A 16,749-nucleotide genomic window follows, 5' to 3' on the forward strand; every position below is an offset into this window, starting at 1 on the left:
GGGGCCAGCCCCTCAAACTCCCCGAGATATTTATGACAAGAAAATGAGAAGGCTTATGCGCCTAGCCGCATGATCTTGTGTTGGCCGGTGGCAAATCCTATGTGCTTTTGCTCCATATAGAATTCGAACGACCAGTCGCCGCCGTCGCGCCCGATACCCGAGGCTTTCACACCGCCAAACGGGGTCGGCAGGTGACGCACGTTTTCCGAGTTCACCCAGATCATGCCCGCTTCCAGCCTGTCTGTGAAGCGCAGTGCGCGGGTCAGGTCGTTGGTCCAAACATAGCCCGTCAGGCCGTATTCAGTATCATTGGCAATCGACAGCGCCTCGTCTTCCGTCGAGAAGGGGATCGAGGTCAGAACCGGGCCAAAGATTTCTTCGCGCGCGATGCGCATCTGGTTGGTTGCGTTGGTGAACAGTGTCGGGCGCACGAAATAGCCTTCGTCGCCAACTTTCACGCCACCTGCGGCCACAGTCGCACCGTCTTCCTTGGCGATGTCGAAATAGGACGTCACTTTGTTGTAGTGTTCCTTGGTCACCAGTGGGCCGATTTCGGTCGCGGGATCCAGCGGATGGCCAACCTTGATGTTGTTCACGCGCAGGGCGAGCTTGGCCTCGAACTCTTCCTTGATCGTGTCCTGTACCAACAGGCGCGACGAGGAGGTGCAGCGCTCGCCGTTGATCGAGTAGATCATGAAGATCACCGCATCCAGTGCGCGATCCAGATCGGCATCGTCAAAGACGATCACGGGGTTTTTTCCGCCCAGTTCCAGATGGTTACGCTTGTGTGTGTCGGCGCCCTGTTTCACAATCAGGCTGCCGGTGCGGCTTTCGCCGACAAAGGCAATCGCCTTGATTTTTGGATGTTCACACAATGCCTTACCAGCGTCGGGCCCGAAGCCGTTCACGGTGTTCAACACCCCCTTGGGCAGGCCGGCCTCTTCCGCGATCTCGACCAGCAGGCGGGCGGTCAGGGGGCTGTCTTCGGCGGGTTTATGCACCACAGTGCAGCCCGCGGCCAGGGCCGGGGCGATCTTCCACGTGGACAGCATGAAAGGTGTGTTCCACGGGGTGATGACGCCCACCGGGCCGATCGGCGTGCGGCTGGTGACGTTCATCAGCGTGGGCGATTTCAGGTGCTGCCCGTCGCGGGCCTGAATGACCTGATCAGCGAAATATCGGAAGTTCTCGGCCCCGCGCAGGGCGGCTTTCGACATGAAACGCAGGGTTTGGCCGGTGTCCCAGCATTCGCATAGCGAGATCTCTTCAGCGCGCGCTTCGATGGCGTCGGCGACGTTCAGAAGGATACGGCGACGCTCTGTCGCGGGCATGTCGCGCCAGACTGCAAAGGCCTCATGAGCAGCGTTGGCCGCGGCGTCTATGTCATCTGCCGTACCGTGGGCCACATCGCAGATCACCGACTTGTCCACCGGGCTGGTTGTCTGGAACACGCCCGCTGCGCCGTCCCGATCTTCGCCCGCGATCCGGTTTTTGATCCCGCTCGCACGGAACCGCTCAAGATAGCCCGCGAGTTTCGAAAGATTGCTGTCCAGATCCGACATGTCGCCCTCATACGTTCAGTAATTAATTGCGATGTTAACTAATAGCGCGCGCCCTGTCAAATAGTTGCTTTGTTCATTTCCTGCCGCTTGCTATAACACCCTCATGACCACGAAAAATTCGACCCACTCCGGCTTTCCCAGCACCTCGCGTTCGCTGCCGATCTCGCTTCTTCGGGCGCGCGAGGTGGTGATGCAGCCGATTCGCGATATGCTGGGCGAGCTTGGCTTAACCGAACAGAAATGGCGCATCCTGCGTACGCTAGACGAACTGGGCGAGGTCGAACAAAGCACCATCGCGAAAGAGGCCTGCCTGCTTCTTCCCAGCCTGACGCGGATCCTGCGCGGGATGGAGGCTGATGGCCTGATATCGCGCCAGTCGGACGCCAAGGATAAGCGCCGTACGCTGGTCACGATCACCGACAAGGGGCGTGCCATCGTGCGCGATAACCTGCATCTGGCCAACGACATCGCCGCCCGGATTGAGGCGCATATGGGCGAAGACGAGGTGAAGCAGCTTCTGGACCTTCTGGAAAAGTTGCAATCTGCCAAGCTGTGATTCGCACTTCTGGCGCATAAAGGCTTGCAAACGCCGCCTTTCGTCCGCAGGTGTACCCCGCAGAAGGGTATCACCGTTTCGCAGCGGAGGCTTAGCAGGTGGACATCAGATTTGATCATGGACCGGATGGGGGTGCTGGGCTGTTCACGGCCCCGCAGGATCAGATCGTGGCGTGGTCGCTGGACGATGTGCCTGATGCGCTGGACCGTTTGGATCAGGCGCAGAAAAGCGGGGCATGGCTGGCGGGATTTGCAAGCTACGAGCTGGGCTATGCGCTGGAACCGCGTCTTGAGCCCCTGCTGAAACCCAACCGACGCCTGCCGCTTCTGATGTTCGGCCCTTATGACGGACCCACCCCCGCGCCTGCGCTTCAGGCAGGCGATGCTGCGCGGTCCGGTTTGACGCCTGACTGGGATGCCGACACCTATGCGCGCGGATTTCAGGCGGTGCATGATTATATCTGCGCGGGCGATACCTATCAGGTCAATCTAACTTTCCCGATCCGAGGTAGGGCGCAAGGCGACGTGCAAGCGCTCTATCATGCGCTGACGCGCTTGCAGCCGGTGCAATATGGCGCGCTGGTGCAGGCCGAGGGCCTTCCCGCCATCCTGTCCCGCTCGCCCGAGCTGTTCTTTCGCACGGATGCTGCCGGAATGATCGAGACCCGTCCAATGAAAGGCACCCAGCCGCGCAGCTCGGACCCTGTCGAAGACGCCGCCCGCGCGGTATTTTTGAAATCGGACGAGAAAAATCAGGCCGAGAACCTGATGATCGTCGACCTTCTGCGCAACGACATCTCGCGCATCTGCGAAGCGGGCAGCGTTCATGTGCCCGAGCTGTTCACCGTCGAAAGCTACGAGACGGTGCACCAGATGGTGTCGCTGATCCGCGGCCAGATGGAGCCGGGGACGCGCTTGTCCGACATCCTGCGTGCGCTCTTCCCCTGCGGGTCAATCACCGGTGCGCCCAAGCTGCGCGCGATGGAAATCATCGCCGAGCTGGAACCCAACCCGCGTGACATCTATTGCGGTTCGATCGGCTGGATGGCCCCCGATGGACGATCCGAATTCAACGTCGCAATCCGCACGCTCTTGCTGGATGGGCAGGAGGCAACCCTGAACGTGGGCGGGGGGCTGGTCTATGACAGCACCGCAGCGTCGGAATATGAAGAGGCGCTGTGGAAGGCGCGGTTTGCGTCGCGGTTGCAGCGAGGTTAAATACACCTTTAAGGTGTTTCTTTGTTAAGGCAATTACCAACGTGTTTATTGATTTTATCGCTTCTCTGGCAATGATTGCCTACGTCATCGCAATCATTTGGCTCATCGTCTGGCTGTTTAAGACGGTCGGTGAAATGGCAAGGCGGCGAGGCCACAATCCATGGCCATGGTGGCTGCTTTCTCTAGCTTGGTCACCGTTCGCAGTGATGCTGATCTTGTGGGTGTTTTTCGATGTAGAAGTGAAGAGCTAACATCTAGCATCTGAGGGAAAATGGTGGGCGACCTTGGAATCGAACCAAGCGTGAGTCGCCTCGAGGGAGTTACAGTCCCCTGCCACACCTTGCGGCCTGTCGCCCACTTTTTCCTGCGCTATCTGCGCTGAACGTGGGGCTAGGTATCGCGGGCAGCTTGCCGCGTCAATACGAAAAATCACCCAAATGCACTTGTCCTTCAGAAAGCCATGGCGCATTGTCCGGGCCTTGAAAAACTTCCAGCGGATCGCGTGATGAAAAAGCCAAAATGGGTCGTCAAAAAAGAAAAAGACAAGCGTCAGGCGGCGTCTGAAACCGTGTGGCTTTTCGGGCTGCATGCGGTGCGCGATGCGCTGATGAACCCGGACCGCGAGCGGTTGCGGTTGATTGTGACGAAAAACGCGGGCGACAAACTGGCGGACGCGATCGAGGCTTCCGGAATGACGCCTGAAATGGCAGACCCGCGCAGTTTTCCGGCGCCGATTGATCCTAATTCTGTTCACCAGGGCGCGGCACTGGAAGTGAAGCCCCTGAACTGGGGCGACTTCGCCAGTCGCGTGATTGGTGGTGAGGGTAAGATGCCCGTGGTCGTCATGCTCGATCGTGTAACAGACCCGCATAATGTTGGCGCGATCCTGCGCTCGGCCGAGGTGTTCGGGGCAAGTGCCGTGATCGGGACGAAACACGGATCCGCGCCTGAGACAGGCGCACTGGCCAAGACCGCTTCGGGCGCGTTGGAGCGTCAGCCCTATCTGCGCGTGCGCAATCTGGCTGAATCAATGGAAGAGCTGCGCAAAATGGGTTTTGTGGTTCTTGGCTTGGATGGCGAGGCGACCGAGACCATTGAAGAGGCATTGGCCGCCCGTCCGGATCGGCCTGTCGCGTTGGTCATGGGGGCCGAAGGGCCGGGGCTGCGCGAAAAGACCAAGGCGACCTGTGACGCGCTGGTGAAAATCCCGTTTGCGCGCGACTTTGGCTCGCTCAATGTGTCAAACGCGGCAGCCGTTGCGCTTTACGCCACGCGCCTCACGCGGTGATCACCTTGTTGTGGGTGGGGCTGTAATATTCACCGGGGCAGCGCAGATTAGGGACAACCGAAAAAGGAGGTCCCAATGTCGAAACTGTCCCTGTCCCGCCGTCATGTTCTGTCCGGTCTGATTGCTTTGCCCATGGGGGCGACGCTTCTGACGCGGCCGGCTTTTGCCGCCAACCCACCCGTCTATGCCGAAGATGGCATCGCTTGGGATGGGCATGACCCCGTGGCCTATTTCACCAAGGGTGCTCCGACGCCGGGCGTTGCCGAGCTCTCGTTGGACTACGAAGGTGCCACGGTGCTGTTTTCCAGCGCGGAAACTCGCGACATGTTCGCGACCGATCCCGCCAAATACGCCCCGCAATTCGGTGGCTACTGCGCCTATGCGGCCAGCAAAGGCTATATCGCGCCCACCGTGCCCGAGGCTTGGACCGTTTTTGACGACAAGCTTTACCTGAATTTCAGCTTGCGCGCGCGCGAGCTGTGGTTACAGGACATCCCCGGCAATATCGCCAAAGGCAACGCGAATTGGCCGGGTATTCTTGAGGGCTGATGTCTGACGGGTGGATCACAAGTGTTTTACCACCCCTTCCAATTCCACCTAGCCACCATATCTGACTAACAGAGGCCAGGCCGTGGAACGCCTGAAACCTCATTCACTGTCCCTCGTTCCACCAACTGCGCCCGAGGCATACTCCCCTCGGGCGCTTTTTCCATTGTGGGCTTGGAATGGTCGTGCGTGGTGCTTAGTTGGGGCATATGACCCAGACAGATATCGATACCCGCCTGCGCAACATCCTGACCTCGACTCGCGTGATCGGCCTTGTCGGCCTGTCGCACAAGCCCAAACGCGCGTCGTACCGCGTTGCTCGCTTTTTGACAGAGAAAGGCTATCGCGTGATTGGCGTGAACCCCGGACTGGCCGGGCAAGAGATGTTTGGTGAGACCGTGGTGGCGTCGATTGCAGATCTGCCGGAAGAGACCGACATGATCGACCTTTTCCGCCGGTCCGAGGCGATTGAACCACTTGTGGACGAGGCGCTGGCGCATCTGCCGAATCTGCGCACTGTCTGGATGCAGTTGGAGATTTTCAACGCGCCCGCGCGAGCCAAGGCCGAAGCTCGCGGGATTGAAGTGGTCGAGGATCGCTGTCCGGCGATTGAATACCCGCGACTGATTGGGGCGGAAGCGTTGGCAGGATAGGCTTTCGGTGGCTCACGTTGTGAGCCTGAGGGGCGCTGCCCCTCGCGGTGGGACCGCTCACCCCGGGATATTTAAAGCAAGAAAAAGATATGCTTAGGGTTTGCGGGCCGCTTTTTCCGCAATGCCCGAGGTGCCTTCGCGGCGCTCAAGCTCGGCGAGGACGTCCTCCAGTGCCACGTCGCGGGCGGCGAGCATGACGAGCAGGTGATAGAGCACGTCGGCGGCCTCGGCGGTCAGGTTCTCGCGGTCGTTCTTGGCAGCGGCGATGATGGCCTCGATGGCTTCTTCCCCGAACTTCTCGGCGCATTTTTCCGGGCCTTTGGCCAGAAGCTTGGCGGTCCAGCTGCTGTCTGGATCTGCGGATTTGCGCTCTTCAATGGTGGCTGCCAGTTGGGTCAGGATGCTCATGTCAGCCTCATCGGGATGCCCGCGGCGGCCATGTGTTCCTTGGCCTCGCGGATGGTGTAGTCGCCAAAGTGGAAAATGGATGCGGCCAGCACGGCGCTTGCGCCGCCTTCGGTCACGCCTTCGACAAGGTGGTCCAGATTGCCAACCCCGCCCGAGGCGATCACGGGCACATGCACCGCGTCAGAAATGGCGCGGGTAAGCGGCAGGTTGAAACCTGCGCGGGTGCCGTCGCGGTCCATCGAGGTCAGCAGGATCTCGCCCGCGCCCTTGGCTTCCATTAGCTTGGCGAACGCGACTGCATCAATCGGGGTGCCGTCTGCATCCAGTGCAGGTTTGCGCCCGCCATGGGTGAAGATGCCCCATTTGTTGGGCTTTCCATCCGCATCATGGCCAATGGTCTTGGCGTCGATGGCGACCACGATGCACTGGCTACCAAAACGATCTGCGGCACGTGCGATCACGTCCGGGTCGGCCACGGCGGCCGAGTTGAAGCTGACCTTGTCCGCGCCTGCCAGCAGCAGGTCGCGCACGTCTTCCGGGCTGCGCACACCTCCGCCGATGGTCAGCGGCATGAAGCACTGTTCGGCTGTGCGGGTGGCCAAATCATACATGGTGCCGCGGTTTTCGTGGGTCGCCTTGATATCGAGGAAGCAGAGTTCATCGGCACCGGCGGCGTCATAGGCGCGCGCCTGTTCCACCGGGTCGCCTGCGTCGATCAGATCGACGAAGTTGACGCCTTTCACCGTGCGGCCCTCGGCCACGTCGAGACAGGGGATGATGCGAGTTTTCAGCATAAGTTACTATTAACCCTTCTTTCGCTGATACGAAATCAGATGAAATACCGCCACAATAAGTAGGGCAACCAGAAGTACGAGAGCAATTGGAAGTGTGATCAGCATAAACCAGCCAGATACAAATCCGGCATATAACACGCCCCCAAAATCGAATCCCAGGAAGACGCAGGGGTTCTCGAAGCCTTCATGTAACGTACAGCCGCGCCAGTCAGCAAATGACGACGAGAGGATCACACCAAGGACTGGTATGAGGCAGAGGATAAGAGTTCCTCCAAGCCAAATATACAGCCCTTTAAATCCCATCAGCCTTTCAAAACCCCCAACGCCTCTTTCAAATCAATTGCACCGTCATAAAGCGCGCGGCCCGAGATGGCGCCGTCCAGGGACGCGCCGCAGGATTTCAGCGCGCGCAGGTCGTCCAACGAGCTGACGCCGCCTGATGCGATGACGGGGATCGAGACTGCGCGGGCCAGATCGGCCGTCGCCTCGGTATTCGGGCCTTGCATCGCACCGTCGCGGTTGATGTCGGTATAGATGATGGCGCAGACGCCCGCGTCCTCGAACGACTTGGCAAGGTCGGTGACCATGACGTCGGTTTCCTCGGCCCAGCCTTTGGTGGCGACGCGGCCGTCACGGGCGTCGATGCCAACGGCGACCTTGCCGGGGAAAGCGCGGGCGGCTTCGCGGACCAGATCGGGGTTTTCGACGGCGACGGTGCCAAGGATCACGCGGGACAGACCTTTTTCGATCCAGCCTTCGATGGTGGCCATGTCACGGATGCCGCCACCCAGCTGGGCGGGGACGTCGATGGCGCCCAAGATGGCTTCGACCGCAGCGCCGTTCACCGGCTCGCCCGCGAAGGCGCCGTTCAGGTCGACAAGGTGAATCCACTCGCAACCTGCGTCCTGAAACGCCCGCGCCTGAGCTGCCGGGTTGTCGTTGAACACGGTGGCTTCTTCCATCTCGCCGCGCAGCAGGCGTACGCATTGGCCGTCTTTCAGGTCGATGGCAGGATAGAGGATCATGGCAGGCGCTCCGTTAAACTGTCGTTTGCGCTGCTTTTTGCACGGACTAGGGGGAAAGCCAAGCGCGACCTCCCGCCACGTCATACTTGCCACAGCGCCAGTCCGCGCGTCAGGATATCCGCAAAATAGGGAGGTAACTATGAAACGAGTGATTGCAGCAGCGGCGTTGGCGGTTGGATTAGCAGGGCCAGCGATGGCTGAACCGGTGCTGGGTGTGTGGAAAACGCAGGTGGACGATGGTGCTTATGCACATGTCACCTTCTCGCAATGCGGGGCCGCTTTGTGTGGTGTGATTTCCAAAGCCTTTGATGCAAGCGGAGAGATCAGTACGCCCAATATTGGGAAGCAATTGGTTTGGGATATGCAAGCCAATGGCAACGGCAAGTATTCGGGTGGCAAAATCTGGCAGCCGTCGACGGACAAGGTTTATAAGTCGAAGATGACGCTTTCAGGATCGACGTTGAAAGTCGCGGGCTGTTTTGGGCCGATCTGCAAAAAGCAGACATGGTCGCGTGTGCAGTAACGCGCTGACGATTTTCGTAGCCAGTACTTGATAAGCAAAGGGCGCCCAGTTTGGCGCCCTTTTCGTTTATGGTGTCCATGTCAGGAAGTTGGCGATCATCCGAAGCCCTGCGGCCTGGCTTTTCTCTGGGTGGAACTGCATGCCGATCAGGTTGTCGCGCCCGACAATGGCGGTGATGTCGCCAGCATAATCACAATGGGCCAGACGTTCAGCGGCGTTATCCACGACGAAGTGATATGAGTGCACGAAATAGGCGTGATCGCCGGTCGTCACACCATCAAGGACCGGGTGATCGCTATCGATCACCAGATCGTTCCAGCCCATATGCGGCACTTTCAGCGCCGGGTCCGCGGGCGTGATTTTCCGCACGTGGCCCTTGATCCAATCAAACCCGTCCGTGTCCTGATATTCGTGACTAACCGTGGCCAGCATCTGCATACCGACGCAGATCCCCATAAAGGGGCGGCCCTGACGGATCACAGCCTCTTCCAGCGCTTCATAGATGCCGCGATGATCGGACAGCTGTTGGCGACACGCCGGGAAAGCCCCGTCGCCGGGCAGAACGATCCGGTCAGCGCGGGCGACATCCTCGGGCTTGGTTGATACGATTACGTCGCCCGCATTTGTCTCGGCCGCCATGCGCTGAAACGCTTTTTCGGCCGAGTGCAGGTTGCCGCTGTCATAGTCGATGATCACGGTCAGCATATCAGTCTCCGGGTCGGGTGGGCTCTACAGCGCACCCTTGGTCGAGGGGATGGCGTCCGCTTTGCGCGGATCGGTTTCGACGGCCACGCGAAGGGCGCGTGCCACAGCCTTGAACGCTGCTTCGGCAACGTGGTGCGCATTGAAGCCGTGGATCTGGTCTATGTGCAGCGTGATGCCGCCGTGGGTCGCCAGAGCTTGGAAGAACTCGCGCACCAGTTCGGTGTCGAAGTTGCCGATCTTGGGGGCGGCGAACTCGACATTCCAGATCAGGAACGGGCGGGCGGACAGATCCAGCGCCGCACGTACCTGCGCGTCATCCATTGGCAGGTGACATTCGCCATAGCGTCGGATGCCCTTCTTGTCGCCAAGCGCTTCAACCAGCGCCTGCCCAATGGCAATCCCAGTGTCTTCGACTGTGTGGTGGTCGTCGATATGCAGATCCCCTTCGGCGCGGATCGTCATGTCGATCAGCGAGTGGCGCGACAGCTGATCCAGCATGTGATCAAAGAAGCCCACACCGGTCTGGTTGTCATACTGACCGGTCCCGTCGAGGTTCAGCTCGACCGAGATTGCGGTTTCAGCGGTTTTGCGAGTGATCGTAGCGCGCCGCATGGCATGTCCTTTTATTACCTGCGCCCCTTATAGGGGGGCGAGGCGGCGGCGAAAAGACAGCAAACGGAACGAAAAGGGGCGCTGTGGTCTGCACGCCCCAAATCCGGTCTGTGCTACGGACGGGAATCCCGTCCGCGCGTGTTTATGCCGCCTGAGACATCACGAACTCGCGCGGGCAGATTTCCATCAGGAAGTTCAGGTCTTCGCGGGACATATAGGTCAGGAATCCGCGAATCACCGTATTCAACTCGCGCGTGTGTAATTCCAGTGCGCCGGGCTCGCAGTGCATGTATCCCTCGCGTTCGGCAAGGCCGCGGAAGGCGTGATGCTGGGCCATGAAACCGAACACATGATCGGGTGACCAGCGCAGAAGGCTCGTAGCCAAAGCGAATCGCGCCAGAATGCCCGGAAGCCCCGTGCCGCGATAGCGGTCGCTGCTTTCGACCCAAAGGTCTCCGTGATAGCAAATCCGACCCGTGATCCGCTTCGCACCGGGGCCTGGGCGATACAAGCTGCGGCTCATGTCCAGAGTGTATCCAGGTGGTGCAAACATTTGAAAATTCTCGCTAAGATAGTCTGACAGGTAGGTGTTGGACATATCAATCATGCGCATCGCCTGCGAGTGCATCATCTTGCCCTCGCGGTCCCAGCCCGCGATCCAGAAACCGGTGTCCTCGGTCAGCTTCTGGACTTCGGGATCGAACGCCAATCCCAGCGGAAGATTGGTCCGGTGTTCGGCAATGTAGCTTGCGTAAAGATCGAAATCTGTACCAATTTCGATCATCACTCCTTTGTCTGCAATGATGTCCAGCATACGCGTGATGTATTGCGCGCCGGCGAAAGTGTCGTGAATGGTCATCTGAACCTCGTATCTTATGGTTATGACCAAGTTTCGCGCGTTCACCATGATTTGTCGAATGAACGCGTCACTGTTGAAAACTGTCAACATTGTGGCGCGAAATAGACACAGCGTTTGAAGCGTAGGTATCAGAAAGGTGGTTTTACATCCATTGCCAGCTCTGGCGGCATCGCCAGACGCATGTCGTCTGGCAGGTCGAGGATCTGGACGTTCAGTGTACGGTCAATCAGCGTCGCCAGCGCCAAGTCTCCGTCCGCATATCGGCAGGCCATCACCAAGCGGTGATACGAGATTGGTGTCGGTGTATCTTCTGGCCCATAGGGCATGTGGGTATGAATATGATCAAGTCTGACGCTGCGTGTACTGGCCACATCGTGGAAGGATTGCGTCAGTAGATAGCTGTAGCCTTTGTCGGTGGGCAGATTGACTGCGCTACGGCCAACAGCGGATCTGTATTTTTCCCACCCAAACCAGGTTGCGAAGGACGATTTCTCTCCGACTTCAGTACAAATCCAATCTCCGTTCTGCTGGTTGTATCTGAACACCATCAAATATGGACGCAAGTTGGCGAAACTTGGGCTTTCCAGCTCGCCTTCGGACTGGGCCCAGCAGTGAAATCCGAACTTCAAAAGTTCAGATGAATTGTCCCAAAGTGCAGTCAGCGGATGCTGTTGCAGGAAGTAGGGGATCTTCCCCTCCTGCAGGGCTAGGTAGTGCAGGCCGAGAACGTGCCTGCTTTCGCTGTTCAACCACGCTTCACCGCGCGCCAGTAGTTCCTCAGCCTCTTTAAGGGCGTTCTCTCCGGTCTGGGTCAGCTTGTACTGCCGGTTGTCGAACGAGAACAGCGGATTGCCCATGTATTCTTCGAGATGCGCGATGTGCCGGCGGACCGTTTGACGCGTGCTTCCAAGGTTCTTGACCGTCTTGGACAGGTTCAAAGTTTGCGCCAATGAGGCGAAAGACCTCAGCATCTCGTAGAGCAGTGCAGGTGCATCGCGATGGGTCATCTCTGCTCCCTTGGCTGTAAACGCATTGTGCACGCAGGTGAAACACTTCACCCTGCCTGCCAAATGGATGATCGCAAAGCCCTTATAAAAAAAGGCCCTAACTGGGCTTGGTAACATAAATCATCCATCATGCAATCAAAAATGTTACATGAATGTTTATCCCTCACCAATTGGGTTTCATATCGTTTGGTGCCATTCTCCCTTAGCGGGAAACAATTATGTGGTGAAAAATATGGTACATCCGGTAGATGTTCATGTGGGAAAGAAAATTCGCGAAGTGCGCCTGCTGCGGGGCATGACGCAAGTTAACGTAGCTGAGAAACTGGGCCTGTCGTTCCAGCAGCTGCAAAAGTACGAAACCGGCTATAACCGGGTATCGGCCAGCAAGATGTTCGAGATCGCTCAGCTTCTTGATGTTGAACCAGCTTACTTCTTCGAAGGACTGCCGCGTGCGGGTGTCCCTGAGCGCGCAGCACTGGATGAGCGGACCGCCAAGGCGGCTCAGGCTCTGTCCTCGATTACGGATGAAAAGATCCGTGCGCAGATCCAGTCGATGATTCACGAACTTGCCGGGCGCCAATCTTTAAGCGCCTGAACCCACACCGTCCTTTGAGGGGAAGGATGAACTGGGGAAAAGGGGATGCGCCATGCGCGTCCCCTTACTTTTTGGCACACGCTAGATTTGACGCGTGCGCGAAGCACGCATGAGCAGACGCATCAAGCGTTGCGTCTATCCAACAATTTTGGGATCTGGTCCATTTGGAGCGGGCGAGGCGATTCGAACGCCCGACCCTAACCTTGGCAAGGTTATGCTCTACCCCTGAGCTACGCCCGCTTCCTATGGCAGTGTCTGGTGGGTGACCAGACTGGGTTCCGATTGGAGCGGGCGAGGCGATTCGAACGCCCGACCCTAACCTTGGCAAGGTTATGCTCTACCCCTGAGCTACGCCCGCTTCCTTCGGTGAGGCGTGGAATAAGAAATACGGGCGCGGGCTGCAAGGGGAAAAGCACGATTTCCCCGGTTTTTTTTGACTGTGGACTGGGATCAGCCGAGGGGCATCTCAGCACACACAAAGAATTGACCTAAAAATCGCCTGATTCTTACTTATATTAGAATTGTGAATGAGTGTGGGGCTCAGAATCATCCAGGGGAGGGTGGGTTTTGGAATTAAGTGCTTGCAACTATCAAAAAGTGGTCACCGAGCGTGAGCGCCATGAAGCGCTGTCGCTGAAACAGTGTGAATGCTGTGGTGTGACGTCTGTAGAACTTGCTGCCCGTGGCGAAAGCCTTGAGGTGTGTGGAGACGAATATATGGCCCGATTGGGGGGCGGTGGGCGCGTCCTGACGCCCGTCGCCTTGTGCCCAACCTGTCACGAGGCCAATCACCGGGACGCGCACAACCATCACAATCATTGCCAGATCAAGGCACGGCAAAGTCGCGAAAGTGCATTCTAGGCGGATGCTAGGTTTTAGGGCGCTGAGCCACGGAACGAAAAACGGCCGCCCGATGGGCGGCCGTTTTCATATTCTTAATGGTGTCTGCTATTCCAGCTCGATCAGCAGGTCTTTCGCGTCGATCTGACCGCCTGCCTGAACGTGCAGGGCGGTGACCACTGCGTCGCGTTCGGCGTGGATGCCAGTTTCCATTTTCATGGCCTCGATGGTCAGAAGCAGATCGCCTTCTTTCACCTGCTGCCCTGAAGCCACGGCGACCGAGGCGACGACGCCCGGCATCGGGGCACCTATGTGGTTGTGATTGCCATCCTCGGCCTTCGGGCGGGCCTGGGTCGACGACTTCACCAGACGGTTCGGCACGCGGATTGTGCGCGGCTGTCCGTTCAGTTCGAAGAAGACCTTCACTTCGCCGTTCTCGTCGGTTTCACCCAAAGCTTGCAGGCGGATTTCCAGCGTTTTGCCCGGATCAATCTCGACCGAGACCTCTTCCCCGGGCTCCATGCCGTAGAAGAAGGTCTTGGTCGGCAGGGTGCGCACCGGGCCGTACTGGCGGTGGCGGCCCATGTAGTCCAGGAAGACCTTGGGATACATCAAGTAGCCGTTCAGATCCTCGTCATCGACTTTGAAGCCTTCCAGCTCTTTCGACAGCTCGGCGCGTTTGGCCTCAAGGTCGACTGGTTCCAGATGCTTGCCGGGGCGTTCCACATTTGGTTTCTCGTCCTTCAGCACCTTCTTGATGATGCCTTCGGGGAAGCCACCGGGCGGTTGGCCCAGATTGCCGCGCATCATGTCGACCACCGAATCCGGGAAGGCCACGTCGGTTTTGGGATCTTCGACTTCGTCACGGGTCAGGCCCTGGCTGACCATCATCAGCGCCATGTCGCCCACAACCTTTGACGACGGCGTTACCTTCACGATGTCGCCAAACATCTGGTTCACGTCGGCATAGCTTTGCGCCACGTCCGGCCATTTTTCTTCCAGTCCAAGCGAACGCGCCTGCGCCTTCAGGTTGGTGAACTGCCCGCCGGGCATTTCGTGCAGGTAAACCTCGGAAGCAGGCGCTTCGAGCCCACTCTCAAAGGCAGCATACTGGTGGCGCACGCCTTCCCAATAGTTCGAGATCTCGCGGATCGCACCAATGTCCAGACCCGTGTCGCGATCGGTATTGCGAAGCGCCTCGACCACCGAGCCCAAACAGGCTTGCGATGTCCCACCCGAGAACGCGTCCATGGCCGCATCAACAGCATCCACACCCGCATCGGACGCGGCCAGAATGGTCGCACCTGCAATGCCCGAGGTGTCGTGCGTATGGAAATGGATTGGCAGCCCGACCTCTTCCTTCAGCGCTTTGATCAGTACGCGTGCAGCAGCGGGTTTCAGCAGTCCGGCCATGTCTTTCAGGCCCAGAACGTGGGCGCCAGCGGCCTCGAGTTCCTTGGCCATGCCGACGTAGTATTTCAGGTCATATTTCGAACGATCCGGGTTCAGGATGTCGCCGGTATAGCAGACTGTGCCTTCGCAGACCTTGCCCGCGTCGACGACAGCGTCCATCGCGACACGCATGTTTTCCACCCAGTTGAGCGAATCGAACACGCGGAACACATCAACGCCGGAAACCGCCGCCTGACGCACGAACTCTTGCACCACATTATCCGGATAGTTGGTGTAGCCCACCCCGTTCGAGGCCCGCAGCAGCATTTGCGTCATCACATTTGGCAACGCGTTGCGCAGGTCACGCAGGCGCTGCCACGGGCATTCCTGCAAGAAGCGGTACGCCACATCGAAGGTTGCACCGCCCCAGCATTCAACACTGAACAGGCTGGGCAGGTTCGCCGCATAGGCGGGCGCCACCTTGATCATATCGATGGAGCGCATCCGGGTTGCCAAAAGCGACTGGTGCCCGTCCCGCATCGTGGTGTCGGTGATCAGAAGATGCTTCTGCGCCTTCATCCAATCTGCGACGGCCTGCGGGCCTTCGGCCTCAAGCAGGGTGCGGGTGCCAGCAGCCGGATCTGCGCGCAGGGCAGGGGGCCTTGGTGTTTTCAGATCTGCGTGCGGGGCGGGGCGATCAGCCGTTTCCGGATGCCCGTTCACAGTGATATCCGCGATGTAGGTCAGAACCTTGGTGCCCCGGTCACGACGTTTCGAGAACTTGAACAGCTCGGGCGTCTCGTCGATGAACTTGGTGGTGTACTGATTGTTCAGGAAGGTCGGGTGCTTTAGCAGGTTCTCGACGAACGCAATGTTGGTCGACACACCACGGACACGGAACTCGCGCAGGGCGCGGTCCATACGGGCAATCGCCTTCTCAGGCGTTTGGGCCCAGGCCGTCACCTTGGTCAGCAGCGAATCGTAGTAGCGTGTGATGACGCCGCCCGCGTAAGCTGTGCCGCCATCCAGACGGATGCCCATACCGGTGGCCGAGCGATAGGCCGTGATGCGGCCGTAATCCGGGATGAAGTTGTTCTGCGGGTCTTCCGTGGTCACGCGGGTCTGCAACGCGTGGCCGTTCAGGCGGATGTCGTACTGGCTGGCCTTACCGGTGGCCTCGGCCAGCGACTTGCCCTCGGCAATCAGGATCTGCGCCTGCACGATGTCGATGCCGGTGACTTCCTCGGTGACGGTGTGCTCGACCTGCACGCGGGGGTTTACCTCGATGAAGTAGAACTTGCCTGATTCCATATCCATCAGAAACTCGACCGTGCCCGCGCATTCATAGTTCACGTGGTTACAGATCTTGCGGCCAAGTTCGCAGAGTTCCTCGCGCTGGGCTTCCGACAGATACGGTGCGGGCGCGCGTTCAACAACTTTTTGATTGCGGCGCTGGACCGAGCAATCACGTTCGTAAAGGTGATAGATGTTGCCGTGGCTGTCGCCCAGGATCTGCACCTCGACGTGACGGGCGCGGGTGATCATCTTTTCCAGATAGCCTTCGCCGTTGCCAAAGGCCGCTTCGGCTTCGCGGCGGCCTTCCAAGACTTTCTCTTCAACTTCGTCTTCACTGAAGATCGGGCGCATACCGCGCCCACCGCCGCCCCACGAGGCTTTCAGCATCAAGGGATACCCGACCTCTGCGGCCTCTTTCTTGATCGCAGCCATGTCATCGCCCAACACCTCAGTCGCGGGAATGACGGGCACGCCCGCTTCAATGGCAACCTTGCGGGCCGAGGCCTTGTCGCCAAGTGCGCGCATGGTTTCGGCCTTGGGGCCGATGAAGGTAATGCCGTTGGCAGCACAGGCGTCCACGAAATCCGGGTTCTCGGACAGAAGGCCATAACCGGGGTGGATCGCGTCCGCGCCGCATTCTTTGGCAACCCGGATGATCTCGTCAATCGACAGGTAGGCGGCCACAGGGCCCATGCCTTCGCCGATCCGGTAGGCCTCGTCCGCTTTGAAACGGTGCAGACCCAGCTTGTCTTCTTCGGCATAGACCGCAACGGTCTTCTTGCCCATCTCGTTGGCCGCCCGCATCACGCGGATTGCAATCTCGCCGCGGTTAGCGATCAGGATTTTCTGAAAGTCGCGCATCAGTGTTCCC

The 16,749-nt window shown here is 58.8% G+C and carries 17 protein-coding genes and 3 tRNA genes; 8 read left to right on the forward strand and 12 right to left on the reverse strand.

Going from position 1 to position 16,749, the window contains the following annotated elements; translation table 11 throughout:
* Positions 1-53: 53 nt before the first annotated feature.
* Entirely contained in the window at positions 54-1,562 is a 1,509-nt protein-coding gene (hpaE, locus tag MWU53_RS01025; RefSeq protein ID WP_247089452.1) for a 5-carboxymethyl-2-hydroxymuconate semialdehyde dehydrogenase, read from the reverse strand.
* 103 nt (positions 1,563-1,665) lie between these two features.
* Between hpaE and hpaR the strand changes: the two genes are divergently transcribed.
* From hpaR to MWU53_RS01040, 3 genes are all read left to right on the forward strand, one after another.
* Entirely contained in the window at positions 1,666-2,118 is a 453-nt protein-coding gene (hpaR, locus tag MWU53_RS01030) for a homoprotocatechuate degradation operon regulator HpaR (protein ID WP_247089461.1), read from the forward strand.
* Positions 2,119-2,216: 98 nt separating this feature from the next.
* Positions 2,217-3,335, forward strand: coding sequence for an aminodeoxychorismate synthase component I (locus tag MWU53_RS01035; protein WP_348647016.1), 1,119 nt, complete (start codon positions 2,217-2,219; stop codon positions 3,333-3,335).
* A gap of 41 nt (positions 3,336-3,376) precedes the next feature.
* On the forward strand, positions 3,377-3,586 hold the full coding sequence (locus MWU53_RS01040) for a hypothetical protein (protein ID WP_247089464.1): 210 nt from the start codon (positions 3,377-3,379) through the stop codon (positions 3,584-3,586).
* A 21-nt stretch (positions 3,587-3,607) separates the two neighbouring features.
* Here the strand turns inward: MWU53_RS01040 and MWU53_RS01045 are convergent.
* Positions 3,608-3,691 (reverse strand) — tRNA-Tyr (locus MWU53_RS01045).
* A gap of 149 nt (positions 3,692-3,840) precedes the next feature.
* On the opposite strand from MWU53_RS01045, the gene rlmB reads away from it, so the two are divergent.
* From rlmB to MWU53_RS01060, 3 genes are all read left to right on the forward strand, one after another.
* Complete coding sequence (gene rlmB / locus MWU53_RS01050) at positions 3,841-4,623, forward strand: 23S rRNA (guanosine(2251)-2'-O)-methyltransferase RlmB (protein WP_247089466.1); 783 nt, start codon at positions 3,841-3,843, stop codon at positions 4,621-4,623.
* Between the two features lie 75 nt (positions 4,624-4,698).
* Positions 4,699-5,172, forward strand: coding sequence for a YHS domain-containing (seleno)protein (locus MWU53_RS01055; RefSeq protein ID WP_247089468.1), 474 nt, complete (start codon positions 4,699-4,701; stop codon positions 5,170-5,172).
* 206 nt (positions 5,173-5,378) lie between these two features.
* Positions 5,379-5,822 carry a CoA-binding protein gene (locus MWU53_RS01060; RefSeq protein WP_247089471.1) on the forward strand — a complete coding sequence of 148 codons (444 nt, stop codon included), beginning with the start codon at positions 5,379-5,381 and terminating at the stop codon, positions 5,820-5,822.
* Positions 5,823-5,915: 93 nt separating this feature from the next.
* Here MWU53_RS01060 and MWU53_RS01065 read toward each other — a convergent pair whose 3' ends face one another.
* The 3 genes from MWU53_RS01065 to hisA all read right to left on the reverse strand — a co-directional run bounded on the left by MWU53_RS01065 (position 5,916) and on the right by hisA (position 8,049).
* A complete protein-coding gene (locus MWU53_RS01065; RefSeq protein ID WP_247089473.1) occupies positions 5,916-6,230 on the reverse strand; it encodes a phosphoribosyl-ATP diphosphatase in 315 nt (104 codons plus the stop codon).
* Entirely contained in the window at positions 6,227-7,024 is a 798-nt protein-coding gene (hisF, locus tag MWU53_RS01070; RefSeq protein ID WP_247089485.1) for an imidazole glycerol phosphate synthase subunit HisF, read from the reverse strand. Before hisF ends, MWU53_RS01065 begins: the two co-directional genes overlap by 4 nt.
* Positions 7,025-7,326: 302 nt before the next feature.
* Positions 7,327-8,049, reverse strand: coding sequence for a 1-(5-phosphoribosyl)-5-[(5-phosphoribosylamino)methylideneamino]imidazole-4-carboxamide isomerase (gene hisA, locus MWU53_RS01075; RefSeq protein WP_247089487.1), 723 nt, complete (start codon positions 8,047-8,049; stop codon positions 7,327-7,329).
* Between the two features lie 139 nt (positions 8,050-8,188).
* Here hisA and MWU53_RS01080 point away from each other — a divergent pair, with 139 nt between their 5' ends.
* Positions 8,189-8,572, forward strand: a complete 384-nt coding sequence (locus MWU53_RS01080; protein ID WP_247089489.1) for a DUF2147 domain-containing protein — start codon at positions 8,189-8,191, stop codon at positions 8,570-8,572.
* A 66-nt stretch (positions 8,573-8,638) separates the two neighbouring features.
* Here MWU53_RS01080 and hisH read toward each other — a convergent pair whose 3' ends face one another.
* From hisH to MWU53_RS01100, 4 genes are all read right to left on the reverse strand, one after another.
* Positions 8,639-9,277 carry an imidazole glycerol phosphate synthase subunit HisH gene (gene hisH / locus MWU53_RS01085; RefSeq protein ID WP_247089500.1) on the reverse strand — a complete coding sequence of 213 codons (639 nt, stop codon included), beginning with the start codon at positions 9,275-9,277 and terminating at the stop codon, positions 8,639-8,641.
* Between the two features lie 24 nt (positions 9,278-9,301).
* Positions 9,302-9,889 (reverse strand): imidazoleglycerol-phosphate dehydratase HisB, encoded by a 588-nt coding sequence (gene hisB / locus MWU53_RS01090; protein WP_247089502.1) that lies wholly within the window; start codon positions 9,887-9,889, stop codon positions 9,302-9,304.
* A gap of 142 nt (positions 9,890-10,031) precedes the next feature.
* Complete coding sequence (locus tag MWU53_RS01095; protein ID WP_247089504.1) at positions 10,032-10,748, reverse strand: hypothetical protein; 717 nt, start codon at positions 10,746-10,748, stop codon at positions 10,032-10,034.
* A gap of 128 nt (positions 10,749-10,876) precedes the next feature.
* A complete protein-coding gene (locus MWU53_RS01100) occupies positions 10,877-11,755 on the reverse strand; it encodes a LysR family transcriptional regulator (protein WP_247089506.1) in 879 nt (292 codons plus the stop codon).
* Between the two features lie 232 nt (positions 11,756-11,987).
* Between MWU53_RS01100 and MWU53_RS01105 the strand changes: the two genes are divergently transcribed.
* The gene (locus MWU53_RS01105) at positions 11,988-12,350 is read left to right on the forward strand and encodes a helix-turn-helix transcriptional regulator (protein WP_247089508.1); all 363 of its coding nucleotides are present in this window, start codon (positions 11,988-11,990) and stop codon (positions 12,348-12,350) included.
* A 165-nt stretch (positions 12,351-12,515) separates the two neighbouring features.
* On the opposite strand, the gene MWU53_RS01110 is transcribed toward MWU53_RS01105, so the two are convergent.
* The 3 genes from MWU53_RS01110 to MWU53_RS01120 form a co-directional block, all read right to left on the reverse strand.
* Positions 12,516-12,590, reverse strand: a tRNA-Gly gene (locus MWU53_RS01110).
* Positions 12,591-12,633: 43 nt separating this feature from the next.
* Positions 12,634-12,708 (reverse strand) — tRNA-Gly (locus MWU53_RS01115).
* A gap of 590 nt (positions 12,709-13,298) precedes the next feature.
* Positions 13,299-16,739 carry a pyruvate carboxylase gene (locus MWU53_RS01120; protein WP_247089510.1) on the reverse strand — a complete coding sequence of 1,147 codons (3,441 nt, stop codon included), beginning with the start codon at positions 16,737-16,739 and terminating at the stop codon, positions 13,299-13,301.
* Positions 16,740-16,749 lie beyond the last annotated feature (10 nt).

The organism is Aliiroseovarius sp. S1123 (assembly GCF_023015885.1).
Lineage (GTDB): Bacteria > Pseudomonadota > Alphaproteobacteria > Rhodobacterales > Rhodobacteraceae > Aliiroseovarius.